At 73.7% G+C, this 24,714-nt stretch carries 24 protein-coding genes; 8 read left to right on the forward strand and 16 right to left on the reverse strand.

Features of this window, described 5'->3' with window-relative positions; translation table 11 throughout:
- Positions 1-30 precede the first annotated feature (30 nt).
- Together ACH4D3_RS25555 and ACH4D3_RS25560 are read left to right on the forward strand one after the other, a co-directional pair.
- Positions 31-567: an Lrp/AsnC family transcriptional regulator gene (locus tag ACH4D3_RS25555; protein WP_398326131.1), complete on the forward strand. Its 537-nt coding sequence runs from the start codon at positions 31-33 to the stop codon at positions 565-567.
- 78 nt (positions 568-645) lie between these two features.
- Positions 646-2,334, forward strand: a complete 1,689-nt coding sequence (locus tag ACH4D3_RS25560; protein ID WP_398326134.1) for a DUF885 domain-containing protein — start codon at positions 646-648, stop codon at positions 2,332-2,334.
- Positions 2,335-2,353: 19 nt separating this feature from the next.
- Here the strand turns inward: ACH4D3_RS25560 and ACH4D3_RS25565 are convergent, their stop codons facing one another.
- Genes ACH4D3_RS25565 through ACH4D3_RS25575 form a run of 3 tightly spaced genes read right to left on the reverse strand, consistent with a single transcriptional unit; the run spans position 2,354 to position 4,329 of the window.
- Positions 2,354-3,199 carry an SDR family oxidoreductase gene (locus ACH4D3_RS25565; protein ID WP_398326137.1) on the reverse strand — a complete coding sequence of 282 codons (846 nt, stop codon included), beginning with the start codon at positions 3,197-3,199 and terminating at the stop codon, positions 2,354-2,356.
- 53 nt (positions 3,200-3,252) lie between these two features.
- The gene (locus ACH4D3_RS25570; RefSeq protein WP_398326139.1) at positions 3,253-3,774 is read right to left on the reverse strand and encodes an immunity 21 family protein; all 522 of its coding nucleotides are present in this window, start codon (positions 3,772-3,774) and stop codon (positions 3,253-3,255) included.
- Positions 3,775-3,795: 21 nt separating this feature from the next.
- Complete coding sequence (locus ACH4D3_RS25575) at positions 3,796-4,329, reverse strand: rhodanese-like domain-containing protein (protein ID WP_398326142.1); 534 nt, start codon at positions 4,327-4,329, stop codon at positions 3,796-3,798.
- 121 nt (positions 4,330-4,450) lie between these two features.
- On the opposite strand from ACH4D3_RS25575, the gene ACH4D3_RS25580 reads away from it, so the two are divergent.
- Positions 4,451-4,897, forward strand: coding sequence for an Lrp/AsnC family transcriptional regulator (locus ACH4D3_RS25580; protein WP_007447234.1), 447 nt, complete (start codon positions 4,451-4,453; stop codon positions 4,895-4,897).
- A gap of 17 nt (positions 4,898-4,914) precedes the next feature.
- Here ACH4D3_RS25580 and ACH4D3_RS25585 read toward each other — a convergent pair whose 3' ends face one another.
- From ACH4D3_RS25585 to ACH4D3_RS25595, 3 genes are all read right to left on the reverse strand, one after another.
- Entirely contained in the window at positions 4,915-7,914 is a 3,000-nt protein-coding gene (locus tag ACH4D3_RS25585; RefSeq protein WP_398326145.1) for an AAA family ATPase, read from the reverse strand.
- Positions 7,911-9,074, reverse strand: coding sequence for an exonuclease SbcCD subunit D (locus ACH4D3_RS25590; RefSeq protein ID WP_398326148.1), 1,164 nt, complete (start codon positions 9,072-9,074; stop codon positions 7,911-7,913). Before ACH4D3_RS25590 ends, ACH4D3_RS25585 begins: the two co-directional genes overlap by 4 nt.
- A gap of 312 nt (positions 9,075-9,386) precedes the next feature.
- A complete protein-coding gene (locus ACH4D3_RS25595) occupies positions 9,387-9,722 on the reverse strand; it encodes a DUF6069 family protein (RefSeq protein WP_398326151.1) in 336 nt (111 codons plus the stop codon).
- 188 nt (positions 9,723-9,910) lie between these two features.
- On the opposite strand from ACH4D3_RS25595, the gene ACH4D3_RS25600 reads away from it, so the two are divergent.
- The gene (locus tag ACH4D3_RS25600; protein WP_398326154.1) at positions 9,911-10,405 is read left to right on the forward strand and encodes a MarR family winged helix-turn-helix transcriptional regulator; all 495 of its coding nucleotides are present in this window, start codon (positions 9,911-9,913) and stop codon (positions 10,403-10,405) included.
- Between the two features lie 107 nt (positions 10,406-10,512).
- On the opposite strand, the gene ACH4D3_RS25605 is transcribed toward ACH4D3_RS25600, so the two are convergent.
- The gene (locus tag ACH4D3_RS25605) at positions 10,513-11,535 is read right to left on the reverse strand and encodes an LLM class flavin-dependent oxidoreductase (protein ID WP_398326157.1); all 1,023 of its coding nucleotides are present in this window, start codon (positions 11,533-11,535) and stop codon (positions 10,513-10,515) included.
- 245 nt (positions 11,536-11,780) lie between these two features.
- Here ACH4D3_RS25605 and ACH4D3_RS25610 point away from each other — a divergent pair, with 245 nt between their 5' ends.
- Entirely contained in the window at positions 11,781-12,632 is an 852-nt protein-coding gene (locus ACH4D3_RS25610; protein ID WP_398326160.1) for an NmrA/HSCARG family protein, read from the forward strand.
- 184 nt (positions 12,633-12,816) lie between these two features.
- Here the strand turns inward: ACH4D3_RS25610 and ACH4D3_RS25615 are convergent, their stop codons facing one another.
- The 3 genes from ACH4D3_RS25615 to ACH4D3_RS25625 all read right to left on the reverse strand — a co-directional run bounded on the left by ACH4D3_RS25615 (position 12,817) and on the right by ACH4D3_RS25625 (position 15,835).
- Positions 12,817-14,232 (reverse strand): glucose/sorbosone family PQQ-dependent dehydrogenase, encoded by a 1,416-nt coding sequence (locus tag ACH4D3_RS25615; protein ID WP_398326163.1) that lies wholly within the window; start codon positions 14,230-14,232, stop codon positions 12,817-12,819.
- Positions 14,233-14,347: 115 nt separating this feature from the next.
- Complete coding sequence (locus ACH4D3_RS25620; RefSeq protein ID WP_398326166.1) at positions 14,348-14,974, reverse strand: YigZ family protein; 627 nt, start codon at positions 14,972-14,974, stop codon at positions 14,348-14,350.
- Between the two features lie 66 nt (positions 14,975-15,040).
- Positions 15,041-15,835, reverse strand: coding sequence for a hypothetical protein (locus ACH4D3_RS25625; RefSeq protein WP_398326169.1), 795 nt, complete (start codon positions 15,833-15,835; stop codon positions 15,041-15,043).
- A gap of 150 nt (positions 15,836-15,985) precedes the next feature.
- Here ACH4D3_RS25625 and ACH4D3_RS25630 point away from each other — a divergent pair, with 150 nt between their 5' ends.
- A complete protein-coding gene (locus ACH4D3_RS25630) occupies positions 15,986-16,393 on the forward strand; it encodes a CoA-binding protein (protein ID WP_398326172.1) in 408 nt (135 codons plus the stop codon).
- A 12-nt stretch (positions 16,394-16,405) separates the two neighbouring features.
- Here ACH4D3_RS25630 and ACH4D3_RS25635 read toward each other — a convergent pair whose 3' ends face one another.
- From ACH4D3_RS25635 to ACH4D3_RS25645, 3 genes are all read right to left on the reverse strand, one after another.
- Positions 16,406-17,710 (reverse strand): VWA-like domain-containing protein, encoded by a 1,305-nt coding sequence (locus ACH4D3_RS25635; protein ID WP_398326175.1) that lies wholly within the window; start codon positions 17,708-17,710, stop codon positions 16,406-16,408.
- A 32-nt stretch (positions 17,711-17,742) separates the two neighbouring features.
- Positions 17,743-18,987, reverse strand: a complete 1,245-nt coding sequence (locus tag ACH4D3_RS25640) for an AAA family ATPase (RefSeq protein WP_398326178.1) — start codon at positions 18,985-18,987, stop codon at positions 17,743-17,745.
- 97 nt (positions 18,988-19,084) lie between these two features.
- Positions 19,085-20,491 carry a hypothetical protein gene (locus ACH4D3_RS25645; protein ID WP_398326181.1) on the reverse strand — a complete coding sequence of 469 codons (1,407 nt, stop codon included), beginning with the start codon at positions 20,489-20,491 and terminating at the stop codon, positions 19,085-19,087.
- Positions 20,492-20,652: 161 nt separating this feature from the next.
- Here ACH4D3_RS25645 and ACH4D3_RS25650 point away from each other — a divergent pair, with 161 nt between their 5' ends.
- A complete protein-coding gene (locus tag ACH4D3_RS25650) occupies positions 20,653-21,876 on the forward strand; it encodes a 4-hydroxybenzoate 3-monooxygenase (protein WP_398326184.1) in 1,224 nt (407 codons plus the stop codon).
- A gap of 29 nt (positions 21,877-21,905) precedes the next feature.
- Here ACH4D3_RS25650 and ACH4D3_RS25655 read toward each other — a convergent pair whose 3' ends face one another.
- Positions 21,906-22,265 carry a metalloregulator ArsR/SmtB family transcription factor gene (locus ACH4D3_RS25655; protein WP_003977520.1) on the reverse strand — a complete coding sequence of 120 codons (360 nt, stop codon included), beginning with the start codon at positions 22,263-22,265 and terminating at the stop codon, positions 21,906-21,908.
- Between the two features lie 104 nt (positions 22,266-22,369).
- On the opposite strand from ACH4D3_RS25655, the gene ACH4D3_RS25660 reads away from it, so the two are divergent.
- Positions 22,370-23,500 (forward strand): cation diffusion facilitator family transporter, encoded by a 1,131-nt coding sequence (locus ACH4D3_RS25660; RefSeq protein WP_398326187.1) that lies wholly within the window; start codon positions 22,370-22,372, stop codon positions 23,498-23,500.
- Between the two features lie 4 nt (positions 23,501-23,504).
- Here the strand turns inward: ACH4D3_RS25660 and ACH4D3_RS25665 are convergent, their stop codons facing one another.
- Complete coding sequence (locus tag ACH4D3_RS25665; protein WP_398326190.1) at positions 23,505-24,062, reverse strand: YbaK/EbsC family protein; 558 nt, start codon at positions 24,060-24,062, stop codon at positions 23,505-23,507.
- 43 nt (positions 24,063-24,105) lie between these two features.
- Complete coding sequence (locus tag ACH4D3_RS25670) at positions 24,106-24,678, reverse strand: helix-turn-helix domain-containing protein (RefSeq protein ID WP_398326193.1); 573 nt, start codon at positions 24,676-24,678, stop codon at positions 24,106-24,108.
- Positions 24,679-24,714: the final 36 nt, after the last annotated feature.

Genomic DNA, 24,714 nt, shown 5'->3' on the forward strand with positions numbered 1-24,714 from the left:
CGGGGCCGGACTCCGTGCTACGTTCGGGCCATGGCCGATTCCGTCGTACTGGATCCGGTGGATCTGCATCTGCTGCGGCTGCTGCAGAACGACGCCCGGACCACCTACCGCGATCTCGCGGCCCAGGTCGGCGTCGCCCCGTCGACGTGTCTGGACCGGGTGGCCCGGCTGCGGCGGGCCGGGGTGATCCTCGGCCACCGGCTCGAACTGGACCCGGCGAAGCTGGGGCGTGGTCTCCAGGCGCTGCTGCTGGTGCAGGTGCGCCCGCACCGGCGGGAGCTGGTGGGACCGTTCGTGGAGCGGATCCGGGCGCTGCCGGAGTCGCGCACCGTCTTCCACCTCACCGGGCCGGACGACTACCTCGTGCATGTCGCGGTCGCGGACATGGCGGACCTGCAACGGCTGGTCCTGGACGGGTTCACGTCCCGGCGGGAGGTGGCCCGCGTCGAGACCCGGCTGATCTTCCAGCAGTGGGAGTGCGGCCCCCTGCTGCCGACCGCGACCTCGACCTCGGCCGCTTCCCCGGCCGCACCCGCGTCGACGGCCACGCCCGCGGCCACGCCCTGAGCGAAATCCGGCCGCCCGCACGGTCGGGCCCGGTCCACCGGGCTGACGCGGCACCGGTCTCCGTATGAGGATGTCCGCATGTCAGAGACCAAGAGCCCGCTGCCCCGCGAGGTCGCCGACGCGTACGTCGACGAGCTCATCGCCCTCGACCCGGTCACCGGTACGTATCTCGGTGTCGCGGAGAGTTCCAGCCGTCTGCCCGACTTCTCACCCGCCGGGCAGGAGGCCCTCGCGGAGCTGGCCCGCACCACCCTCGCCCGGCTGGACGAGGCGGAGCGCCGGCCGGGCGGTGACAGCGACGTGGAGCGGCGCTGCGCCCGGCTGCTGCGTGAGCGCCTCACCGCCGAGATCGCGGTGCACGAGGCCGACGAGGGCCTGCGTTCGGTCGGCAACATGGGCACCGCCGCCCACTCGGTGCGCGAGGTCTTCACCCTCACCCCGACCGGTACGGACGAGGACTGGGCCCGGATCGCGGAGCGGCTGCGGGCGGTCCCGGCGGCGTTCGCGGGCTACCGCGCGTCCCTGTCGCTGGGCCTGGAGCGCGAGCTGTACGCGGCGCCGCGGCCGACGGCCACCTTCGTCGAGCAGCTCGGCGAGTGGGCGGACACGGGCGAAGGCCGCGGCTGGTTCGAGGACTTCGCCGCCGACGGCCCCGAGGCGCTGCGCGCGGAGCTGGAGGAGGCGGCCCGGGGTGCGACCGCGGCCGTGGTCGAGCTGCGGGACTGGATGCGCGACGTGTACGCCCCGGCCGTCGAGGGCGCCCCGAACACGGTGGGCCGGGAGCGCTACGCCCGCTGGTCGCGTTACTACAACGGCACGGACCTGGACCTGGACGAGGCGTACGCGTACGGCTGGGCCGAGTACCACCGCCTGCTGGCCGAGATGAAGGCGGAGGCCGAGAAGATCCTGCCGGGCGCCGAGACGCCGTGGGTGGCGCTGGCCCATCTGGACGAGCACGGCACGCACATCGAGGGCGTGGACGAGGTCCGCGACTGGCTGCAGGGCCTGATGGACCAGGCGATCGAGCAGTTGGACGGCACGCACTTCGAACTGGCCGAGCGGGTCCGGAGGGTGGAGTCGCACATCGCGCCGCCCGGCAGCGCGGCCGCGCCCTACTACACGTCCCCCTCGGAGGACTTCTCCCGCCCCGGCCGCACCTGGCTGCCGACGATGGGTCAGACCCGCTTCCCCGTCTACGACCTGGTGTCGACCTGGTACCACGAGGGCGTGCCCGGACACCACCTCCAGCTCGCCCAGTGGACGCACGTGGCGGAGGACCTCTCCCGCTACCAGGCTTCGGTCGGCATGGTCAGCGCCAACGCCGAGGGCTGGGCGCTGTACGCGGAGCGGCTGATGGACGAGCTGGGCTACCTCACGGACGCGGAGCAGCGCCTCGGCTATCTGGACGCCCAGATGATGCGGGCCGCCCGGGTCATCGTGGACATCGGCATGCACCTGGAGCTGGAGATCCCGGCGGACTCGCCGTTCCACCCGGGTGAGCGCTGGACGCCGAAGCTGGCCCAGGAGTTCTTCGGCGCGCACAGCAGCCGCCCGGCGGACTTCGTGGAGAGCGAGCTGACCCGGTACCTGACGATCCCGGGCCAGGCGATCGGCTACAAGCTCGGTGAGCGGGCGTGGCTGCTCGGCCGGGAGAAGGCCCGCGAGCGGCACGGTGACGCGTTCGACCCGAAGGCGTGGCACATGGCGGCCCTCTCCCAGGGTTCGCTGGGCCTGGACGACCTGGTGGACGAGCTGTCACGGCTGTGACGTCCGCCCGCCTCGGGGCTCACCGCCGGAAGCCGCCCTCCGAGTCGATCACCTGACCGGTGACCCACTCCCCCTCGTCCGTGGCGAGCCACGCGACGAGGCGGGCCGGGTCGTCGGGCATGCCCCAGCGTCCGCCGGGGAACCGCGCGGCGACGGCGTCGTAGTCCTCACCGGTCAGGTAGTCGGTGTCCACGGGTCCGGGGTTGACCGCGTTCACGGTGACGGCGTGCTCGGCGAGGGTCGTCGCCAGGGAACGCGTGACGGAGGCGAGCGCGCCCTTCTGGAGCGCGTAGGCGATCTCGCCGGGCATGCCGCCGGCGATGTCCTGGCCGGAGGTCATCATCACGACCCGGCCGCCCGGCGTGCGCGGCGCGAGCGCGGCGCGACGGCGGGCGTAGGCCTGGATCAGCAGCAGCACCGATCGGGTGTCGACCTGCCAGTGCGCGTCGAGCATGGCGGCGTCGACGGTGTCCAGCGTGCCGTCGGACCCGCTGAGCGCGTGGTTGGCGACAAGGATGTCCAGCCGTCCGCCGAGCGCTTCGGCGGCGGTGGCGACGAGTTCGCCGGGGGCGCCGGGGCGGGTGAGGTCGCCGGGGCCCGCGTGCACGGGGGCGTCCGGGTCGCCGAGCGCCGCACGCACGGAGTCGACCACGTCTTCCATCCGGTCCGCGCCCCAGGGCATGGCGGCGTCGTGCGGGACGTGGTGGTGAAGGTAGAGGCCGGCTCCGTACGCGGCGAGCCGCCGGGCCACGGCGTGGCCGATGCCGCCGCGCCGGCTGGCTCCGGTGACGAGGGCGGTGCGGCCGCGCAGGGGCAGCGGGTCGCGGCGCAGGTCTTCGGGGGCGGGGTGGGGAAGTCGTGGCATGGTCACCCATGATGGGCGGGCCGCGGCCGCCCCGCACGCCGATATCGCCGCGGCTACCGGTCGGCGAGCCGCCGCAGGTGTACGAGGCTCAGCCAGGTCTCGGGCCCGGGGCGCACCTCGGCCGCGCGCACCGCGTACCGGCCGGGTTCCAGGGCGACCCGCACCCGGTCGGGGGCGCGCTCGGACGCGCTGCCGGGCCAGGCGGCGTCGAACAGGAGGACGGGGCCGGATACGTGCCAGGACACCTCGGGCTGCCATTCGGCGGCGTCGAGGGCGGCGGGGACCCTCGCCAGCACCTCGTCCTCGGAGTCCGCCGCGCACCAGCGGACGAAGGTGCCGTGGTCGGGGAGGTAGGCGGTGGAGGCGGGTTCGTCGCCGAGCACGAGGGCGGTGGAGTCGCCGACCGGGAGCAGTCCGACGTGGCCGTCGACCTCGCAGGCCCGGTCGTAGTCGGAGTCCGTCTCCTCGCCGTCGGCGCCGGTCCAGAACGGCAGGACCGTCTCGGGTACCGCGATCAGCGGCCCTCCGCCCGACTCGACCCACTCCACCGCGCCCGGCTCCGCGTATCGCACCATGCGGCAGAACCTACACTCCGTTCAGCAACCGCAGTCGGCCGCGTCCACCGCAACGGTCAGGGGGTCGGCGGCGGGCCGCTCGGTGCCCTGCCACGTCTCGAACTCGAAGCCCTCGCGCACCCAGTACTCGAACCCGCCGAGCATCTCCTTGACCGAGTACCCGAGTTCGGCGAGGGCGAGGGCGGCGCGCGTCGCTCCGTTGCAGGCGGGTCCCCAGCAGTACGTCACCACCGGCACGGCGGGGTCGAGGAGTTCCCCGGCCCGCTCCGGGACGAGCGCGGTGGGCAGGTGGACGGCGCCCGGCACGTGGCCCTGGTCCCAGGACTCGGTGGAACGGCAGTCGACGAGCACGAACCCGGGGTCACCACCGGCCGCGAGGGCGTCGGCGACGTCGGAGACGTCGGAGTGGAAGGCGAGGCTCGCCCGGAAGTACGCAGCGGCCTCGGCGGGCGGTGCGGGGGCTACGCGCAGGACGGGGTTGACGTGCCCGGCGGCGGTGACGGTAGCGGCGGCGATGACGCCGGCGGTGGCGGTGACGGTGGCGGTGGCGCTCATGGCGGGGCCTCTCCTCGGTGGATCCTCCAGCCAGAAATCTATGCACCACGTCGTGCCGCATGAAGGGCCTTTCCCCGGCCCACTCCTTGTTCCACCGGGGAATCCGTGCTACTTCTGCCGGATGACCGAGTATTCCCCGGACGGCACCGACTGGCGCATCCTGGAAGCGCTCCAGCGGGACGGACGGGCCAGCTTCGCCGAACTGGCCCGTGCCGTCTCGATGTCCGCGAGCGCGGTGACGGAGCGCGTGCGGCGGCTGGAGGAGGCCGGGATCATCCAGGGGTACGCGGCGGTCGTCGACCCCGAGCGGCTGGGCCTGCCGATCCTGGCGTTCGTGCGGCTGCGCTACCCGGTCGCCAACTACAAGCCGTTCCACGACCTGGTGGCGGTCACGCCGGAGATCCTGGAGGCGCACCACGTCACGGGCGACGACTGCTTCGTCATCAAGGTCGCGGCCCGTTCGATGCGGCACCTGGAGGAGGTGTCCGGCCGGATCAGCGCCCTCGGATCGGTCACCACGAGCGTCGTCTACTCCTCACCGCTCCCCCGCCGCCCGCTGGGCCGCTGACACCGGCTCCGGCGCGCTCAGCCGGCGCCCCGCTGCCGCAGTACGGATCCCGACCGTCCCTTCACGACCTCGAGTTGGGCATGCACGCGGCGGCGCAGGTCGGCGACGTGGCTGACGATGCCGACGCTGCGGTCCCGCTCGCGCAGGGCGTCCAGGACGTCGAGGACCTCGTCGAGGGTCTGGTCGTCGAGGCTGCCGAAGCCCTCGTCGATGAAGAGGGTGTCCAGGCGGACGCCGCCCGCCTCGTCGGTGACGACGTCGGCGAGGCCGAGCGCGAGGGCCAGCGAGGCGAAGAACGTCTCGCCGCCGGACAGCGTGGCGGTGTCGCGCTCGCGGCCGGTCCAGGCGTCGACGACGTGCAGACCGAGGCCGCTGCGGCCGCGGCCGGTGCGGCCGTCGGAGTGGACGAGGGTGTAGCGGCCGGAGGACATGCGCAGCAGCCGGGCGGTGGCCGCGGCGGCGACCTGTTCGAGGCGGGCGGCCAGTACGTAGGACTCCAGGCGCATCCGGCGTTCGTTGTCCGCCGAGGTGCCCGCGGCGAGCGAGGCGAGGCGGGCGACCCGGGTGTGCTCCTCGCGCAGCGGGGCGAGCCGGCGCACGGAGGCGGTGGCGTGCGTGGACAGCCGGTCCAGTTCGGCGCAGCACCGGGCGGCGGCGTCGCGGGCCGAGGCGGCCTCGCGCAGCCGCCGGCCCGCGTCGGCGGCGGCGCGCTCCGCCGCGGCGAGGTCGGCGGGCGGTCGCCGGGCCGCGTCGGCGGTGTCGGCCTCGCCGAGGACCGCGCGGACGGCGGCGTCCTCCGACTGCCAGGCGTCGAGGCGCCGTTGCAGTTCGCGGTGGGCGGTGTCGTCGAGCAGGGCGGCGGCCGCGTCGGCTGGGGTGTCGAAACGGGCCCGGAAGGCGGCGTCGGCGAGCCGGGCGTCGGCGTCCTTGAGCCGCTGGGCGGCGTCCTCGGCGACGCGGGCGGTCTCGGCGGCCCGGGTGAGCAGCGCCGCCTGTCGCTCCAGTTGCGCCGCCCGCGCCGTCACGCTCTCGGCGCCGTTCCGCGCCCGCGCCAACTCCTCTTCCAACGAGGCCTGTTCCCGCTCCAGCAGGTCCCGGCCCGCGACCCGGGAGGCGGACCGTACGACGGCCTGCTGCTGTGCGGCGGCACGCTGCTCGCGTTCGCCCTCGGCCCGCCGCAGCTCCTCCTGCGCCGCGTGCAGTGTGGAAGCGGTCGCCCGCGCCCGCGCGTACGCCCCCTCCAGTTCCTCGGCCTCTGCGGCCAGCCGGTCGGTGGCCGCGTCACCGGCTTCGGCCGTGGCGGCGGCGAGCGCCTCCCGTACGGTGCTCAGATGCCGTTCGGCCTTCGCGCGCCGTTCGTCGGCGGCCTGGTGGGCGGCCAGGGCGCGCTCCTCCGCGGCGCGGTCGACGTGCCCGGCGGTCTTGCGCGCGGGGGCGGGGTGTTCGGTGGCGCCGCACACCCCGCAGGGTGCGCCGTCGGTGAGGCTGGCGGCGAGTTCGGCGGCGATGCCGTGCAGCCGCTGCTCCTTGAGGTCCAGCCAGTGGGCGCGGGCCCCGACGGCATCCTCCGCCGCGGCGAGCGCCCGCCGCCGTGCCTCTTCGGTGTCGTCGGTGAGCCGGTCGCGCTGCCGGGCGGCCTCCAGCCTGCGCCGTGCCGGATCGCGCTGCAGGGCGAGCTGTCCGGCGCGGGCGGCGGCCTCCTGGGCGGAGTCGACGCGGCTCTGGAGTCCGGTGCGGGTGGTCTCCCAGTCGGCGAGCCAGGTCTCCGCCTCCTGCCGGACCTCGTCGTCGGCGCGTTCCTGGCGGTCGAGGCCGTCCCGCTCCTCGACCAGTTCGGCGAGGCGTCGTTCGGCGCGACGGGCCGACTCGAGTCCGCCCAGTTCCTCGGCGGCCCGGCGGGCGGCGGCGGCGAGCCCGGCGGCACCTGCGTCGGCGAGGGCCTGCGGCAGCAGGGCACGCGCGCTTGCTTCCGCGGCTGCCGCCCCTCGGTGCTCGCTGTCGGCGGCGTCCCGCAACTCCAGGGCGGGAGCGACCGCCTCGGCCTTGCGGGCCCGCTCCATGCGCTCCTCGGCACCGCGGTGGGCGTCGGCCCGCTCCGCCAGCCGTGCGGCCCGCTCCCGCGCCTCGGCGAACCGGCGCTGCAGCCGGTCGAGTTCCCGGACGTCGGCCAGGTGGCGTTCGGCGGCGGCCTGGGCGGACTCGGTGGCGGTGAGCCGGCAGTCGGCGACCGTCAGCAGCTCACGGGCGGTGCCGCGGGCGACGGCGGCGGCTTCGAGCACCGCTTCGGCCAGCCCCGGCTCGCCCGGCGCGAGTTCCGGCAGCGCCATGGCGTCACCGGCGGCCTGCTGCATCCGGTGCGCGTCGGCCAGCAGCGTGGCGTCCCCCTCGCGCACCCGGGCCTCGGTGGTGCGGCGTCGTTCGGCCAGGCGCTTCTCGACCTCGGCGAACCGGTGGGTGTCGAAGAGCCGGCCGAGCAGCTTGCCGCGCGCTTCGGCGTCGGCGCGCAGGAAGCGGGCGAAGTCGCCCTGCGGGAGCAGCACGACCTGGCAGAACTGCTCTCGGCTCATCCCGAGCAGCTGGGTGATCTCCTCGCCGATCTCCTGGTGGGAGCGGCTGAGGTCCTTCCAGGCGCGGGTCGTGGCGTCGTACTCGCGCAGCCAGGTCTGGGCCTTGTCGACGGTCGTGCCCTTGCCACGGAGCTTCGGACGCTCCCAGGGCGGCTGCCGGGTGATCTCCAACCGGCGTCCCGCGACAGTCAGTTCCAGCCGCACTTCGGTGCGGGTGCCCCCGGCCGCGTGGTCGCTGCGCAGCGTCATGCCCTGGCCGCTGCCGCCCTGCCGGGCGCCCGGCACCGAGCCGTACAGGGCGTAGCAGACGGCGTCGAGGACGGAGGTCTTGCCGGCGCCGGTGGGGCCGTGCAGCAGGAACAGCCCGGCGGCCGAGAGGTCGTCGAAGTCGACGCTCTGCGAGGCTCCGAAGGGCCCGAAGGCGGTGATGTCCAGCCGGTGCAGCCTCACCGGGCCACCTCTCGCAGAGTCTCGTCCGCGCGCACCGCGTCGAAGGCGTCCCGCAGCACGGCCTGTTCGTGGTCGTCGGGCCCGGCGCCGCGCACGTGGGTCACGAAGTCCTCCGCGATCTGCTGGTCGCTGCGGTCGGCGAGGCGCCGGGCGTAGGACACCCCGGGCTCGCCGGGGGTGCGCTCGGGGTCGAAGACGAGGCTGAGCGTGTGCGGGAAGCGCTCGCTGAGCCGCGCCATGGGCTCGTCGGGCCGGACCGGGTCGGTGAGGGTCGCCTCGACCCAGGCGTCCTCGTGCGGGGTCAGCTCCGGGTCGGCGAGCAGGTCCGCCAGTGTGCCGCGCAGCCGGGCCAGCGCGCGCGGCACCGGGCAGTCGACCCGCTCGGCCGTGACCGACCCGTCGGCGCCCAGATCGACGAGCCACATGCTCTTGCGGTGCCGGTGCTCCGAGAAGGAGTACGGCAGCGGGGAGCCGGAGTAGCGGACGCGCTCGGTGAGGGTCTGGCAGCCGTGCAGATGCCCCAGTGCGACATAGTCCACGCCGTCGAAGACACCGGAGGGCACGGCGGCGACCCCGCCGACGGTGATGTCCCGTTCGCTGTCGCTCTGCTCACCGCCGGTGACGAAGGCGTGTGCGAGGACGACGGAACGGGTGCCCGCCGCGCGCGTGGCGAGGTCGGCGCGCACCCGGTCCATGGCGGCGGCGAGCACGGCCTCGTGCCCCGCCTTCTCGACGCCGAACTCGGTCTTGACCAGCGCCGGTTCGAGATACGGCAGCCCGTAGAAGGCCACGTCGCCGTGGGCGTCGCCCAGCACCACCGGGGTGCCGCAGCCCGCCGGGTCGGTGCGCAGGTGGATACCGGCGCGGTCGATGAGCCCGGCGCCGACCCCGAGGCGTCGGGCCGAGTCGTGGTTGCCGGAGATCATCACGGTCGGCACGCCGAGCCCGGCGAGGCGGTGCAGGGCGTCGTCGAACAGCTCGACGGCGGCGAGCGGCGGCACCGCCCGGTCGTACACGTCTCCCGACACGACCACGGCGTCGACGGAGTGCTCGCGCACGGTCTCGACGAGGTGGCCGACGAACCCCGCCTGGGCACCGAGCATGTTCACCCGGTGGAACGCCCGGCCGAGGTGCCAGTCGGAGGTGTGCAGCAGCCTCATGAAATCGCCCTGACCTGCACGTTTCCTCCTGACGGACCCAGAAAACCAGCACCGACCGGCGCGGGCTCCCGGTTGACAGTCACCCCCGCCGTTGACAGTCACCACGCTAACGCCTGCGCGTCGCCGCCCCGTCACCGGTCGCGGTCCAGCACCCACCCCGCGGAGCAGATCCTTCGGGGTTCTGGCTGCCGGGCGCCGCCGGTCGTTCCGTCAGGCGTCGGTCCCGCGGCGCAGGAGTGCCGCCAGCAGGATGGGCGCGGGGATGAGGTGCAGGGGGATCAGGGACAGGGCGGCGGTGTCGCTGACGCCGGGCTAGTCGGCCGGGGAGGCGCCGAGCAGGCTGAGCGGCGAGAGCACGCTGACCACCGCGAAGACGAGGGCGAGGACGGTGAAGATCCGCTCCGGGCTCGCGGTGAACCGGCGGAGCAGCAGGAACGCGCCCGTGCCCGCAAGCATGGTGACGAGCGTGGCCATGATCACCATCTGGGGCTTCAGGCCGACGAAGCGGGAGTCGAGATCGAACACGGCCCTGGCGGCGACGGCCACCACAGTGTTGACGGCCGCGGCGACGACGGCCGCGACGGCGCCACGTGCCCAGACGGCGCGGGCGGGTGCGGCGGGGGCGGCCACGGTGTCGAGGGTGCTCACGAAGGGTCCTTCCGCATGGGGGGACGGCGCGGAGCCGGGGCGGCGCGCCGGGTTGCCGCGCCAGGAGGACGCGACAAGTTTCGATTTCAATATAACGCTAGTCATTAGATAACTGGCTATGCAAATGCCACCGACTACGCTCTAAGGGGCGCGGATCGAGTGCCGAAGGACGACGGGAGCGAACCAGAGTGACGGAGCCGACCGGACCCGACGGCCAGGGCGGGTGCAACGCGGAGGATGTCGCTCTGCTCGACCAGTGGCACACGGTGTACAGCGGCTTCCGCCGGCTCACCCACGAACTCCTCGCCGACGTGGAGTCCGAGACCGGGGTCGCGCCGTCCTCGTTCGAAGTGCTGTGGTTCCTGGTCATGAGGCCCACCAGGGCCGCCCAGATGCATCAGCTCAGCACGGTGCTCGGGTTCTCCACCGCGGGTACCACCAAGGTCGTCGACCGGCTCGCCGAGGCCGGACTGGTCGAGCGGCGCCCTTCACCCTCGGACCGCCGCGTCACCCTGGCCGTGCTCACCCCCGTCGGCGCGGAGGTGGCGGCCAACGCCGCCCAGATCCTGTCCCAGGCGTTGCGCCAACGCGTACTCGTACCTCTCGGCAGCGAGGGTTTCACCGGTCTGGCAGCCGCCGTCGCCACGCTCGGCGCCGACTCCCAGGGCTGCCCCGAGGGCTAGGGGGCGAGGCCGGGCGCGTCGCCTCGGCCTGCCCCCGCTCGTACGGTGCGGCTACCGACTCCCACCCGGCAGCCGCGGACATCTCCGGGTGGGTTTCGCCGTGACGGTCAGCGCCAGCCGAGGGCCGGGGCGACGTGGGTGAGGATGTTGTCCAGTACGTGCGTGTTGTAGGCGACGCCGAGCTGGTTGGGCACGGTCAGCAGCAGCGTGTCGGCCTCCTGGATCGCCTCGTCCTCGGCCAGCTGCTTCACCAGGACGTCGGGCTCGGCGGCGTACGTACGGCCGAAGATCGCCCGGGTGGTGGCGTCGATGTTGCCGACGTGGTCGCTGCTGTCGCCGTCGCGGCCGAAGTACGCGCGGTCCCGGTCGTCGGTGAGCGCGAAGATGCTCCGCGACACCGAGACGCGTGGCTCGTGCTCCCAGCCCGCCCCTGCCCATGCCTCGCGGAACGCCCGGATCTGCGCCGCCTGCTGCACATGGAACGGTGCCCCGCCCTCGTCGTCCTTGAGGGTCGAGCTCATCAGGTTCATCCCGAGCCCGGCCGCCCAGGCCGCGGTCGCGTTGGAGCTCGCGCCCCACCAGATCCGCTCCCGCAGACCTTCGGAGTGCGGCTCGACGCGCAGCAGCCCCGGCGGGTTGGCGAACATGGGGCTCGGGTTCGGCTGGGCGAAACCCTTGCCCTGGAGCACCGTCAGCAGCACCTCCGTGTGCTTGCGGGCCATGTCGCCGTGGGTGTCGCCCTCGCTCGGCTCGTAGCCGAAGTACCGCCATCCGTCGATGACCTGCTCCGGGGATCCACGGCTCACGCCGAGCTGGAGCCTGCCGCCGGAGATGAGATCCGCCGCGCCTGCGTCCTCGGCCATGTACATCGGGTTCTCGTACCGCATGTCGATCACGCCGGTACCGATCTCGATACGTGACGTCTTCGCGCCGATCGCAGCGAGCAGCGGGAACGGCGAGCCGAGCTGCCGGGCGAAGTGGTGAACACGGAAGTAGGCGCCGTCGGCGCCCAGTTCCTCGGCCGCCACGGCCAGGTCGATGGACTGCAGCAGGGTGTCCGACGCCGTCCGGGTCTGGGAGTGCGGTGTGTCGGACCAGTGGCCGAAGGAGAGGAATCCGATGCGTTTCATGTGCGGACAACCCCTGACCGAACTGATTGATTCCTGAACTACCAAGGCACCGCTCACCAATTCTCGGCGCCCTCCCGCTCACCCGCAAACGGGCGACGGCGAAGGGGAGTGGCGCGAGGAGCAGGGACAAGGCGACGTATGGCCGAATCGGGCATTACGTGCTCATGGTGGATGCAGAGCGGGAGCCGGTGAGCCTCCGCATTCGGCACTCGACTGCTTTCGACCCGAAGAGTAGGTAGGTGGGCATGAATCAGCCTGTGGCGGTCCTTGGCGCGACCGGCGGCCAGGGTGGTGCGGTGGTCCGGGCTCTGCTGGCGGAGGGTGTGCCGGTGCGGGCAGTCGTGCGTTCACCCCGTTCGGCCCGGGCGAGGGCGCCTCAGGAGCGCGGAGTGGAGGTGGTGCCCGGCGACCTCGAGGACACCGACAGCCTCACCCCCGCCTTCACCGGCGTGCGAGCCGCGTTCGCCGTCACCACGCCGTTCGAGGAAGGGGTGGAGGCGGAAGTCCGGCAGGGCAGGTCCATCGTCTCGGCAGCCGTCGCGGCCGAAGTGCCGCACCTGGTCTTCTCGTCGGTGGCGGGAGCCGACCGTGACTCCGGGGTGCCGCACTTCCAGAGCAAACACCTCACCGAGACGATGATCGGTGAGACGCGACTCCCGTGGACGGTGGTCGCGCCCACCTACTTCTTCGACAACATCCGTGGTTCCGGGGAAGACCTGATGAACGGCGTCCTTCCCCTTCCGCTGGAGCCGGAGCAGCCCTTTCAGCAGGTGGCCCGACCGGATCTGGGGGCCTTCGTCGCACACGCGATCGGGAATCCGGAGCCCCATCTCGGCGCGCGGATCGAACTCGCCGGAGACGATCCGACGCCAACGCGGATGACGCAGGTCCTGGCACACGTTCTTGGACGGCCCGTCCGGCCCGTGACCGTGCCGGTCTCCGACGTCTACGCCTACAGCGCAGACATGGGTGCGATGTGGGAGTTCATCGGTGGCGGGGGGTACCAGGTCGACATTCCAGCGCTCAAGGCGTCGTATCCGTCGGTGCCTTGGACGAGTTTCGCCCCATGGATCGAAGAGGCGTTCACTCAGTCGTGATCCATCCATCACCCGGGAGCAGGGGCGGTCCCGTGTGTGAACAGGTGGCCGAGATCTGCGCCGACCAAAGCCGCCGCCTTGGTCGGCCAATCAATGGCAAAGCCTCCCGGCCCGCAGCGGATCACGGACCCGGCGCGGACCGGGGCCGCCGCGCCGTCCGGCAGCGTCCCGGACGGCGAGTGGCTCACTGCTTGCTGAACAGGAGAATGCTTCCGGGGTTCTCCAGCTCCGTCGCGGGAGCGCCGTCGGCGTCGCGCACATTGCCCGCGGAGTCGGTCGCCACGTAGACGGACTCGCCGTCCGGGCTCAGCGCGATGTCGCGGTAGCGGTTCTGCGCCTTCCACATCCGGGTGGCCCCGACGACCGTCTTGTTCCCGTCACCGAGCTTCAGCCGGTAGACCGCGCCGTCCTTGAGAGTGGTCATGAGCAGCGAGTCGCGGAACTCGGCGATGCCGCCGGTCTCGGGGTAGTACGTGAGGCTGGAGTTGGCCAGCGAGGGCCAGCAGATGTAGACCAGCTCGCCGCACCTGGGGTCGGCGAAGTTGTGGTCGGAGCCGACCGTGCCGAAGGTGCGCACGGGCTCCGTGAACTCGCCCTTCCAGTCGGTCTCCTTCTGCGTGGGCACGGACTCGGGCACGTCCAGATCACTGAACGTGAGGTCGGCGCACGGCGTCGGAGCGGAGGCGGCCCAATTGTGGAACGCGTACGCCTTGTCGTCCCGGTAGCCCGCCACGTAGGGCCAGCCGTAGTTGCCGCCCTTCGTCAGGACGTTGACCTCGTCGTCGGTCTTGGGGCCCTGGTCGGCGTTGTAGAGGGTGCCGTCCGTGCCGAACTCCAGGCCCTGGGAGTTGCGGAACCCGTAGGCCCACACGTGACTGCGCACGCCGTTGAGCATGGGGTTGTCGTCGGGGATCGAGCCGTCGTCCGGGTTCAGCCGCAGTGTCTTGCCGCGGTAGGCGATCCAGTCCTTCGCCTTGATCTCTTCCTCGGTGGGCAGCCGCTGGGCCCGGTTCGGCTCGCAGTAGTGCTGGAGCTGGTTGGCCCCCTGGTCACCGATCGTGTAGTACAACTTGCCGTCGGGGCCGAAGCGCATCCGCGCGCTCTGGTGGTCGGACCCCGAGGCCAGGCCGCTGATCAGGTTCTTCGGCTCGCCCAGGGTCCCGGTTCCGCTGTCGTAGGTGTAGCGGTCGATCCTCAGCCGCTGGTCGACCTCGGCGTCCGACGGGTTCTTCAGCAGGTCCGGGTGGAGGGCCAGGCCCAGCACGCCGTCCTGACCGCCCTCGGTGTGTACCGCCTTGTCCGTCAGGTCGAGGGCGGTGCTCTTCGCTCCCGTCCGCGGATCTACACGGGTGACCTTCCTGCCGCTCTTCTCCGTGGCCCACAGGAAGTCGTCGGGGCCCCAGACGATTTCGTAGGGGTCGGCCAGGCCGGTGGCGACCACCTGCTTGGTGAATCCGTTGAGGGAACCGGTCCCCGTACCACTGCCCGTGGTGTCGCCACCGGTGGGACCGCCGGCGACCGCCGGGAAGACCGCACCCTGGGTGATACCGAGAACCAGGGCCGCCGGCATGGCTGCCAGCGCGATGCGTATTCGACGCATTGAGTGCTCCTTTCCGCCCCCCACAGTCAGAGTCACTTACGGCGACGACAGCGTCGCTCAGGGTGCCTGTCAGTCGGGTGACACGCCGCGGGAGCGGCCGCGCGGGGGCGGGGGGTCACGCGTCGCCGTACGCCTCTCCGCCCAGTTCGAACCCGGCCGATCCGGCGGTGGCGTCGGCGAGCCAGGAGCGGAAGGTGTCCACGTCGGCCTCCGGCAGACCGACCTCGATGGTGACGGCCTCCGCGTACCGCACGTCGCGCACCGCGCGGCCCGCGGTGCGCAGGTCGTTCTGGAGCTTGCCGGCCCGCTGGTGGTCGACGGTCACGGTGGCCAGGCGGAACCGGCGCCGGGTGAGGGTGCCGAGGTCGTCCAGGGCTTCGCCGACCGCGCCGCCGTAGGCGCGGATGAGGCCGCCCGCGCCGAGTTTGACGCCGCCGTAGTAGCGGGTGACGACGGCGACGACGTACCGCATGTCGCGGCGCAGCAGCATCTGGAGCATCGGGACGCCCGCGGTGCCGCCCGGCTCGCCGTCGTCGCTCGCCTTCTGGACCCCGGCGTCGGCGCCGATGACGTACGCCCAGCAGTTGTGGGTGGCGTCCGCGTGTTCCTTGCGCACGCTCGCGACGAACGCCTGGGCGTCCTGTTCGGTGGCGGCCGGGGCGAGGGCGCACAGGAAGCGCGAGCGGTTGATCTCGGTTTCGTGCACACCCGCGCGGGCGACCGTGCGGTACTCGTCCTGCATCCGGCCAGCCTATGTGCTCGCCGTGCCGTGCTCGCCGCGGGCGTCGGCGGGGCCCCCGGCCCCCGGTCACGGCGGGGACCCGACGTCCCGGGTGAGGTGGAGGCCGAGGAACCGGTCGGCGTAGGCGCAGATCTCGAACCGGGCCCCGTCCGGAAGGCCCGGGTCGCTCTGCACCTGACGCAGGACGCGCAGCACGCCGGGGGCGTCCAGATCGTCCTCCCAGGCCGCCCGCAGCCGGTCGCGCAGCTCTGCCGGGACCGGCCGCGAGGGCTGCCTGGCCCAGTCGGCGACCGCCCCGCGCAGCGCCGCGAGGGCGGCGCGGGCCTCGTCCAACACGGTGGCGTCGAGCTCCACGCGCGCGTGATGATGCCGTTCCAGCAGGGCGAGGCGCACGGCGTCGGGATCGGAGAGGTCGGGGACGGCCGGGTGCACGGGGGCGACGGCGACCGTGGCCACGCCCTGTGCGCTCCCACCCCCGCCCCCGCCCCCGCCCTTGTCCTCGCCCTTGTCCTTGTCTTCCTCCTCGTCGTCTTCCTCCTCGTCCGCATCCTCGCCTTCGCTCACGACGCGGACGCCCTGCCCGGTGCCCGGTCCGGGTCCGGCCGCGCCGTCCTCGAAGGGCCGGATACCGAGGGCGGCGGCGTCCTTGCGCGGCCCGTCCCGCTCCGCCGCACCGGTCAGCACCGCCCACGCGGGCGTGCTGTCGAGTTCCAGGGCGCGCACCAGGAGGTCCGCGACCAGCAGCACGCGCAGGGCGGTGGCGTCACGCCCCGGCACGTGCGCCTCGACACGGGTCGGCGCCCGTCGGGCGGGGGCGGCGGGGGTGGGTTCTCCGGTCCGGGCGTCGATGATGCGCAGCACGAGGCGAGCGTAGGCACGGCGACGCGGTGGCGCACAGGGGGCGCGCTCGCCGCACCCCTGCGACCGCGGGGGAATCCCGGCACGGCGCCGTCCGTTGTCCCGAACGGGTGGCCCGACCCGCGGGCCGCCCGGAGCACGAGGAGGCCACCGGTGTACGGCGACGAGGCAACCGTCCGCAAGATCCTCACCGAGCTGGGCGACACCTGGGCCGTGGTGGGCCTGTCGAACAACCGGCAGCGCGCGGCGTACGGCGTCGCCGAGGTGCTGCAGCGCTTCGGCAAGCGCGTCGTCCCCGTGCACCCCAAGGCCGAGTCGGTGCACGGGGAGAAGGGGTACGCGTCGCTCGCGGAGATCCCGTTCGACGTGGACGTCGTCGACGTCTTCGTCAACGGCGACCTGGCCGGAGCGGTCGCCGACGAGGCGGTCGCCAAGGGCGCCCGGGCGGTCTGGTTCCAGCTCGGTGTGGTCGACGAGGCGGCGTACGGGCGGACCCGGGACGCCGGCCTGGACATGGTCATGGACCGGTGCCCGGCGATCGAGATCCCGCGGCTGGGCTGAGCGCGCCGGGGCTCACGGGCCGGCGCCCGGACCTGACTGGATGACCACGACGCGGGCCCAGTCGGGCGGTGCGTCGGGTACGTACTCGGGGTCGTCCTCGTTCCAGGAGCCGCCGGTCCGCTCCCGGGGGAACAGGCCCACCACCGTCCGGCATGCCGGCCGCGTGTCCGGCCAGGGCGTCTGCCCGTCGGTCAGCACCACGACGGCGTCCGGCGCCGGGCGCGCCCCGAGCGCCTTGGCGAAGCCGGTGCGCAGGTCCGTGCCGCCGCCGCCCACCAGCTCGATCCCCTCCTCCCGGCACAGCGAGTGCGCGAGGCGGGCCGCCGCGTCGCAGGGCACCACGCTGACCAGATCCCGTCGGCCGCCGACGGCACGGGCGATCGCGGCGACCTCCAGGAGGGCGCTGCCCAGTTCGGCGTCGCTGACCGATCCGGAGGTGTCGATGACCACGGCGACCCGGGGCGGCCTGCGCCGCAGGCTGGGCAGCACCACGCCGGGTGTCCCCGCCGAGCGGCGCGACGGCCGGCCGTACGTGTAGTCCTCGCCCGCACCGCCCGAGGAGGTCGCCGAACGGACCGCCGCCCCCAGCAACTCGCGCCAGGGCTGCGGCGGGTGGAACACCTTCTCCGCCCATCGCCGCCAGCCCTTGGGCGCGCTCCCCGGGGCGGCGCTGATGCCGCGGGCCACCCGGAAGCGCACCGCGTCCCGTTCCTGCTCGCTGAGGCCGTCCGCACCGTCCGGGCCGAGGTCCCACTCCCGGTCGAGGCCGTCCGCACCGCTGCCGCAGTCCAGCCAGGCCAGGCTCTCGGTGAGCCGCCCGAGCCGGAACCGGCTCAGGTACTCCTCCATGAGCTGTCCCTCGGGCAGTTGCAGGAACGCCGGGTCGACCGCGCCCTCCGGACGGACCAGTCCGTCGCCGAACACGTCGTCGTTGATCTCGCAGTCCGCGGCGATGTTCATCCGCAGCCGCTCCGCCGGACCGGTCAGCCCGCGCTCGCGCGCCACCCGGTCGCTGCGCCCGTGGTGGTCGCGCAGGAGGTGCGAGACCTCGTGCACCCACACCCCGGCCAGTTCCTCCACCGGCGTGCGGTCGACGAACACCGGCGAGACGTAGCACCGCCAGTACCGGTCGACGGCCATCGTCGGCACCCTGCGCGAGGGGACGACGTGCAGGGCGAACAGCGCCGTCGCCAGATAGGGCCGGGCCCGGGCGGCCTGCAGCCGGGCGGCGAAGAGCTTGTCGAGGTCGACCCGCACCCGCTCCGGCTCGGCCGCCACCGGGCTCGGCGTCGGCTTTGTCGACTTCGTCGGCTTCATCGGCTTCATTGGAGTCATCGGTCTCATGGGCATCATCGGCCCGTCTTCGCGGTGCCCGCGAGCCGTGCCGCCGCGCGATCGGCCGCGCGGTCCGCGCGCCGTGAGAGGGACATGGCTCCGGCGAGCCGCTCGATCGAGGCAGGGATGTCCCAGTCCTGCTGCCGCAGCGTGGCGAGGGTCGTCGCCGGGACGACCACGACGTCCGGGGCGCCGGTCTCCATCGCCCGGGCCAGCAGCGCCCACGCCGAGTCCCACCGGGACTTCTCCGGCCGTTTGCGCACGGCGGCCACCACCCCGTCCAGCACGGCCTGCCGGAGGTCTCCCCGTTCGGGCAGTACGGCACCCGCCGGGTCGGCGAGCACGGTCTCCGGGTCCGGGAGGTCCATCCGGTCCAGGCTCGCCATCAGTTCGAGGCCGGGACCGTCCCCCACCGTCCCCCGCACCAGCAGGGAGAGCACTTCCCTGGACGAGCCGGCCGCGGTCGCGAAGGCGATCAGGCACAGGGTCATCTCCCAGCTCCGGGGCGACGGCCAGGCGCCGCCCCGGCGTGTCTCTCCGCTGGGCAGCCGGTGCACGAGTCCGGGGCGGGCGGTGAGGAACTCGCACACCGCGCGGCGCGCGTAACGCACCGCCTCGCCCAGCCCGGCCGGGTCGAGGCTCGGCAGGGTCGCCCGGGGCCAGGTCCCGCCGAGGCCCCGTACGACGACGTCCTGGTCGTGGGTCCACTGGAGGTGGACGAACCGGTTGGCCAGGGGCGGGCTCAGCTCCCAGCCGTCGGCCGCCGAGGACCGCGGGTTGGCGGCGGCCACGATCCTGACGCCGGGCGGCAGCCGGAGCGCGCCGACCCGCCGTTCCAGCACGAGCCGGAGCAGTGCCGCCTGTACGGCGGGCGGCGCGGTGGACAGCTCGTCGAGGAACAGCAGCCCCCGGCCGGCCCGCACCAGGCGCACGGCCCAGTCCGGCGGGGCCATCGGAACGCCCTGTTCCGCGGGGTCGTCGCCGACGACGGGCAGCCCGGAGAAGTCGGACGGCTCGTGCACGCTGGCGATCACGGTGGTGAGCGGGAGATCCAGGGCGGTGGCGAGCTGTGTGAGGGCCGCGGTCTTGCCGATCCCAGGCTCTCCCCACAGCAGCACGGGGAGGTCGGCGGCCACGGCCAGGGTGAGTGCCTCCAGTTGGACGTCGGGCCTGGGTTCGGTGGTCGTGTCGCGCAGCAGTGTCAGCAGGTCACCAGCGACGTCGAGCTGGGCGGGAACGGCGGGCGCGTATGTCGTCATTTGTCATCATCTGGGGTTCGGTAGTGGGCGCAGTCGGTCGTGGGAGGGGTGCGGCGCGGAGAGGTCAGTGGGGGCGGGACGTCCGCGGTCCCCGGGGTCAGTCGAACGTCGCGTGGCGCGGGCGGGAGCGGCCCTCGCGGGGCCGGTGCGGGCCTGGGGCGACGCGTCCCGGAGCGGGCTCGTCGAGGCCCGCGCGGAACAGCCCGTGGGCGACCCGCCGCAGCGCGGCGGCCTCCAGGTCGTCCCGCAGGTCGCCGTCGCGCAGGCGTGCGGCGGGTCCCAGCAGGGCCTCGACGGCGGCGAGGGCACCGGCGGTGTCCCCGTGGTTGAGGCGTTCGCGGATGTCGGGGAGGCACTGCGGACGCCGGTGTGCCTCGTCGATGACCTGGAAGCAGGGCAGCGGCGTGCCGGTCAGCGCGGCGAGCAGTTCCTCCCGCCGGATCTCGGCCGGATCGTGGTCCAGCGCCGTCAGCGCCCCGTCGACGAGGCCGATCCGGTGTCTGGCTCCCCAGCAGTCCACCAGCCGCGGCCCCGCCGCCGGGTCCGGTGTCCGGAGCCGGTCGTCCGGCGCCCGGCCCGGTACCAGTGCGGCGGCGACCAGCGGGTGCAGCCGGCCGGCCTCGATCGCACCGGCGCGCACCAGTTCCAGGTCGGGCAGTACCCAGGTGGCCGCGTCGGGGAGCACCGGCAGCGCGGACGCGGCACCGCCGTCGGGCACCGGGACGATCCGCGGCGCCGTGGCCGAGGGGGTTTCGTCCGCGTCCAGTTCCAGGGCGAGCCGCTGCCCGGAGCCGACCCGTACGACGACCGTCGCGCCGCCGGTGCCCTCGACCCGGAGCAGGATCCGCGCCTCGGCCTCCCAGCGGCTCACGGCACAGCACCGCCCCGGCGGCACCGCTCCCCACGGGCCCGCGGTTTCGGGCGGGACCTCGGCGGGCGGCGGCAGGTCGGCGCCCGAGCGCACGCGCAGCTCATCGGTTCTGCGCGCGTCCCACAGGTGGCGGTGCAGGTCGAGCCGGAAGCGCCTGCTCGGCCGGGGATGCGGATGCCGTGCGGGACCGGCGTCCGTACCCGAACCGTCCCACAGGGCCAGGCTGATGCGCTGACCGCCGTCCGCCCAGGCGGGTGGGGTACGGGCGACGAGATGCACCGGCCGTACGCCGTCGCGGCCCTCGGTGGCGTACCGGGCCAGGGTGAGCGTGAGGCCCGGGCGCAGCAGCCCGTCCGGAGCGACTCTCGGCATGTGCCAGCGCAGCAGGTCGGGAGCGAGGTGCCGCAGGTCGGTGCGGAGCCGGGAGGCGAGAGAGCGGCCGTGGGTGCGGACCACGGAGCGCAGGTCGAGGTCGACGTCGAGGGCCGCGGCGGCGCACGCGCTCGCCCAGTCCCCGGCACGGCGGCGCGCGGTCGCGGTCTCGATCATGGAGGGCGGCACGGCGAACTCGCGCACGCGCTGCCAGAAGGAAAGGCGGGAGTCGGAGTCCCCGTTCACGAAGTGAGTGGCCATCAGCACTCACCTTGCGCGGACGGGTCCCCCAATCTGCCGACAGGAGGAGTAGTCATCGCGGGGAGCATAGCCGCGCCGGGTCGGGACCCGCCAGGTGTTTTCCCTCGGCGAGGGCCGTCGCGACCGTTCCGTGGCCCGTGCGCCGCCGACATAATGTCCGCGTGACCGCATCCTCCCGCCCTCCCAACTCCGGGACACCGCAAGGCTGTTCAGTCGTCGTGGTGGGCGCGGGTCCGGCCGGGCTGACCGTCGGCAACATCCTGCGCGCCGCGGTTGTCGACTGTCTGGTGCTGGAGACCGGGACCCGCGAGACCGTCGAAGTCCGGCCGCGGGCGGGTGTCGTCGAGGAGTGGGCCGTGCGCGGGCTGGAACGGCGCGGGCTGGCCCGGACCCTGCTGGCGCGGGCGCAGGCCCACACCGAGTGCGAGTTCCGGTTCGCCGGGGAGCGGTACCGCTTCGGGTACACCGAACTGACGGGGCGCCACCACTTCGTCTATCCGCAGCAGTTCCTGGTGACCGATCTGGTCCGGGAGTACGCGGACGTGCGCGGCGGGGAGATCCGGTTCGGCGTCCGGGACGTGCGCCTGCACGGCGCCGGGTCCGCCCGGCCGGCGGTGTCGTACGTGTGCCCCGACTCCGGTGAACGCCGGGTCGTGGAGGCGGACTTCGTGGCGGGGTGCGACGGTGCCCGCGGGGTGACGCGCGCGTCGCTGCCCGCCGGGCGGGCCCGCCTCGCCCGTCACGACTACGGCGTCGGCTGGCTGGCGCTGCTGGCCGAGGCACCGCCGTCCGCGGACTGCGTGGTGTTCGGCATGCATCCGCGCGGCTTCGCCGGGCACATGGCGCGCAGCCCCGAGGTGACCCGCTACTACCTCCAGTGTCCGCCGGGCGACGACCCGGAGAACTGGCCGCACGAGCGGGTCTGGGCCGAACTGCGGGTACGGCTCGGCGCGGCGGGCGCACCGCCGCTCGCAGAGGGGCGGCTGATCGAGAAGCGCGTGCTGGACATGCACAGCTACGTGGTCGAGCCGATGGCCTTCGGTCGCCTCTTCCTGGCCGGGGACGCGGCCCACCTGACCGCACCCATCGCCGCCAAGGGGCTGAACCTCGCCCTGCACGACGCCTTCCTGCTCGGCGACGGGCTGGTCGCGTCCCTGACGAAGGGCGACCACTCCAAACTGGCCGGCTACTCGGACGCGTGTCTCGCCCGGGTGTGGGACTACCAGGAGTTCTCCCAGTGGCTCGCGGAGATGTACCACGGCACGGCGTCGGGGGATCCGTACCGCGCGGGTGCCGCGCTGGCCCGGCTGCGGCGCCTGTTCTCCTCACCGGCCGCGGCGGCGGAGTTCGCCGAGCGGTACCTCGGCCTGCGGACCACCGGCTGAGCGCCCGGGCAGCCGGGACGGCCGGTCGCTCAGTCGTGGAGCGGCCGGTCGCCGAGCCGGTGGTCGGCCACGTTCAGCGCCTCGTCGACCAGGCGGCGCAGGTGTCCGTCGCGCAGTGAGTACACGACCCGCCGTCCCTCCTTGCGGGTGCCGACCAGCCCCGCGAGGCGCAGGCGGGCCAGGTGCTGGCTGACCGCCGGGCGGGCCGCCCCGCAGGCCTCGGTGAGGGTGGTGACGTCGGCCTCGCCGCCGGTCAGGGCGTGCAGCAGGGTCAGGCGGGTGCGGTCGCCGAGCAGCGCGAGGATCTCGGCGGCGAGGGCGAACTGCTCCTCGCCCGGTGTGCGCGGGTGCGCATCGTCCGCAGGTGACAGGTGCATGCGTGCGCTCATACGCACATAATGGCGGGACGGACGGCGCGCGTCCACCCGTCGCACCGACACACGGGACACGGCAAGGCACCCGGCACCGAGCACCGAGCACCGGAAGGGGCACCATGAGCGACCCGCACCGGCACCATCACGACGGCCATCACCACGATCACCACGATCACCACCATCGCGATCACCAGGGTCGTCACCACCACGATGGCCCCCAGGACGAACACGCCCACCACGACCGCTCCCCCGCCACCCACTGGCGCCGGATCGCGCGCCTCCTCGCCCATCGGCTCACACCCCACTCCCACGAGAGCGTCGACAAGTTGGACCCGGCCCTGGAGGCATCGGCCCGCGGGCTTCGCGCGCTGTGGGTGTCGCTGGCGGTGCTCGGCGCCACGGCGCTGGCACAGGCGGCCGTGGTCGTGGCCTCCGGATCGGTGGCGCTGCTCGGGGACACGGTGCACAACACCGCGGACGCGCTGACCGCCGTACCCCTGGCCATCGCCTTCGTCCTCGGCCGGCGCGCGGCGACCCGGCGCTTCACCTACGGCTACGGACGGGCGGAGGACCTGGCGGGCATCGTGATCGTGCTGACGATCGCCGCGTCCGCCGTCTTCGCGGCATGGACGGCGGTCGACCGGCTGCTCGATCCGCGCCCGGTCGCACACGTCCCGGCGGTGGCCGTGGCCGCCGTGGTCGGTTTCGCCGGCAACGAGTGGGTGGCCCGCCACCGGATCCGCGTGGGCCGGGAGATCGGCTCCGCCGCCCTGGTGGCCGACGGTCTGCACGCCCGCACGGACGGGTACACGTCCCTGGCCGTACTGCTGGGTGCCGGCGGCGCGGCACTGGGGTGGCGGCTCGCCGACCCGGTCGTGGGGCTGGCCATCACGGCCGCGATCGCGCTCGTCCTGCGGGACGCGGCACGCGAGGTGTTCCGGCGGCTGATGGACGCCGTCGACCCGGCGCTGGTGGACCGGGCCGAGCGCGTACTGGGCGAGGTTCCCGGGGTGCGCGGGGTGGGCGAGCTGCGGCTGCGCTGGATCGGGCACCGGCTGCGCGCCGAGGTCGCCCTGGTGGTGGACGGCGAGGCGACGGTCCGCGAGGCCCACCGCGTCGCCGTGGCGGCCGAACACGCCCTGCTGCACGCGGTGCCGCGGCTTTCCGCCGCCCTGGTCCACGCCGACCCGGCGCCGTCCCCGGGCGAGGCGGATCCGCACCTGGAGCTCGCCCACCACGCCCCCGCGTGACGGGTCAGGCGACGCCCAGCCCTTCCAGCACCTCGGCGCCGGGCAGCTCCGCGAAGGCCTTGCCCGGCACGAGCAGCTTGCCGCGCCTGCGTCCGCTGCCCACGAGGACGTACGGCAGGTCGACGACGGCCGAGTCCACCAGCACGGGCCACTCGGCGGGCAGGCCGACCGGGGTGATGCCGCCGTACTCCATGCCGGTCTCCCCGGTGGCCGTGTCCATCGGCGCGAAGGAGGCCTTGCGCGCCCCGAGCCGACGGCGCACGACGCCGTTGACGTCGACCCGGGTGGTGGAGAGGACCACGCAGGCGGCGAGCGTCGTGCCGCCGCCGCGCTTGCCGGTGACCACCACGCAGTTGGCGGACTGTTCGAGCAGCTCACGGCCGTAGTGCTCGACGAAGGTGGCGGTGTCGGCCCAGTCCGGTTCGGTGTCGACGTAGAGGATCTGGTCGGCGGGTACGGTGCCGCTCCAGTGCCGTACGGCGTCAGCGACCGGGCGGGTCAGTGCGTCGAGGCGGTCCGGGGCGGGCGCGGCGCTGTCGAAGTTCCCGATGGGTGCGTGCATGGCGGCACGCTAACAACCCCCGGAGCCCCGGAGAACGGCCGTCTCAGCGGACGGGCGGCACCGATACCGCCATGATCATCTCCATCGGCGCGTCGCCCTCGTTGCCGTACGTGTGCGGGGTGTCGGACTCGAAGGAGGCGCTCGCGCCCGTGGGCACGCGGTGGGTCACCCCGTCGACGGTGAGGGCGAGTTCGCCGGCGGTGACGTGCACCAGTTCGACGGTGCCGGTGGGGTGCGGGTCCGAGAGGCTGCTCTCGCCCGGCATCAGCCTCCATTCCCACATCTCCAGCGGGCCGGGCGCCTCCACTCCGGCGAGCAGCCGGCTGAAGCTGCCGGCGTCGGTGTGCCAGAGGCGGACGGCCTCGTCGGCGGGAACGACGCGGACCGCGGGCCCCTGTTCCCAGTCGAGCAGGGTGGTGATGCTGACGCCGAGGGCGTCGCCGATCTTCACGACCGTACCGAGGCTGGGGTTGGTGCGGGCCTGCTCGATCTGGATGAGCATGCCGCGGCTGACCCCGGCGCGGGCCGCCAGCGCCTCCAGGGTGAAGCCGCGTTCGCCGCGCCAGCGCTTGACGTTGCGCGCCAGGGACTGGGTCAGGAGGTCGAGGTCCGCCACGTTCCGTCCAGGGACTCGTACAGGTGCGTACATTAT

Source organism: Streptomyces sp. NPDC018026 (genome assembly GCF_044327745.1).
GTDB lineage: Bacteria > Actinomycetota > Actinomycetes > Streptomycetales > Streptomycetaceae > Streptomyces > Streptomyces rubrogriseus.

Coding starts and splice junctions, on each gene's coding strand:
- ACH4D3_RS25555 (WP_398326131.1), top strand. CDS start 31: ATGGCCGATTCCGTCGTACTGGATCCGGTGGATCTGCATCTGCTGCGG.
- ACH4D3_RS25560 (WP_398326134.1), top strand. CDS start 646: ATGTCAGAGACCAAGAGCCCGCTGCCCCGCGAGGTCGCCGACGCGTAC.
- ACH4D3_RS25565 (WP_398326137.1), bottom strand. CDS start 3,199: ATGCCACGACTTCCCCACCCCGCCCCCGAAGACCTGCGCCGCGACCCG.
- ACH4D3_RS25570 (WP_398326139.1), bottom strand. CDS start 3,774: ATGGTGCGATACGCGGAGCCGGGCGCGGTGGAGTGGGTCGAGTCGGGC.
- ACH4D3_RS25575 (WP_398326142.1), bottom strand. CDS start 4,329: ATGAGCGCCACCGCCACCGTCACCGCCACCGCCGGCGTCATCGCCGCC.
- ACH4D3_RS25580 (WP_007447234.1), top strand. CDS start 4,451: ATGACCGAGTATTCCCCGGACGGCACCGACTGGCGCATCCTGGAAGCG.
- ACH4D3_RS25590 (WP_398326148.1), bottom strand. CDS start 9,074: ATGAGGCTGCTGCACACCTCCGACTGGCACCTCGGCCGGGCGTTCCAC.
- ACH4D3_RS25605 (WP_398326157.1), bottom strand. CDS start 11,535: ATGAAACGCATCGGATTCCTCTCCTTCGGCCACTGGTCCGACACACCG.
- ACH4D3_RS25610 (WP_398326160.1), top strand. CDS start 11,781: ATGAATCAGCCTGTGGCGGTCCTTGGCGCGACCGGCGGCCAGGGTGGT.
- ACH4D3_RS25615 (WP_398326163.1), bottom strand. CDS start 14,232: ATGCGTCGAATACGCATCGCGCTGGCAGCCATGCCGGCGGCCCTGGTT.
- ACH4D3_RS25620 (WP_398326166.1), bottom strand. CDS start 14,974: ATGCAGGACGAGTACCGCACGGTCGCCCGCGCGGGTGTGCACGAAACC.
- ACH4D3_RS25635 (WP_398326175.1), bottom strand. CDS start 17,710: ATGAAGCCGACGAAGTCGACAAAGCCGACGCCGAGCCCGGTGGCGGCC.
- ACH4D3_RS25640 (WP_398326178.1), bottom strand. CDS start 18,987: ATGACGACATACGCGCCCGCCGTTCCCGCCCAGCTCGACGTCGCTGGT.
- ACH4D3_RS25645 (WP_398326181.1), bottom strand. CDS start 20,491: ATGGCCACTCACTTCGTGAACGGGGACTCCGACTCCCGCCTTTCCTTC.
- ACH4D3_RS25655 (WP_003977520.1), bottom strand. CDS start 22,265: ATGAGCGCACGCATGCACCTGTCACCTGCGGACGATGCGCACCCGCGC.
- ACH4D3_RS25660 (WP_398326187.1), top strand. CDS start 22,370: ATGAGCGACCCGCACCGGCACCATCACGACGGCCATCACCACGATCAC.
- ACH4D3_RS25665 (WP_398326190.1), bottom strand. CDS start 24,062: ATGCACGCACCCATCGGGAACTTCGACAGCGCCGCGCCCGCCCCGGAC.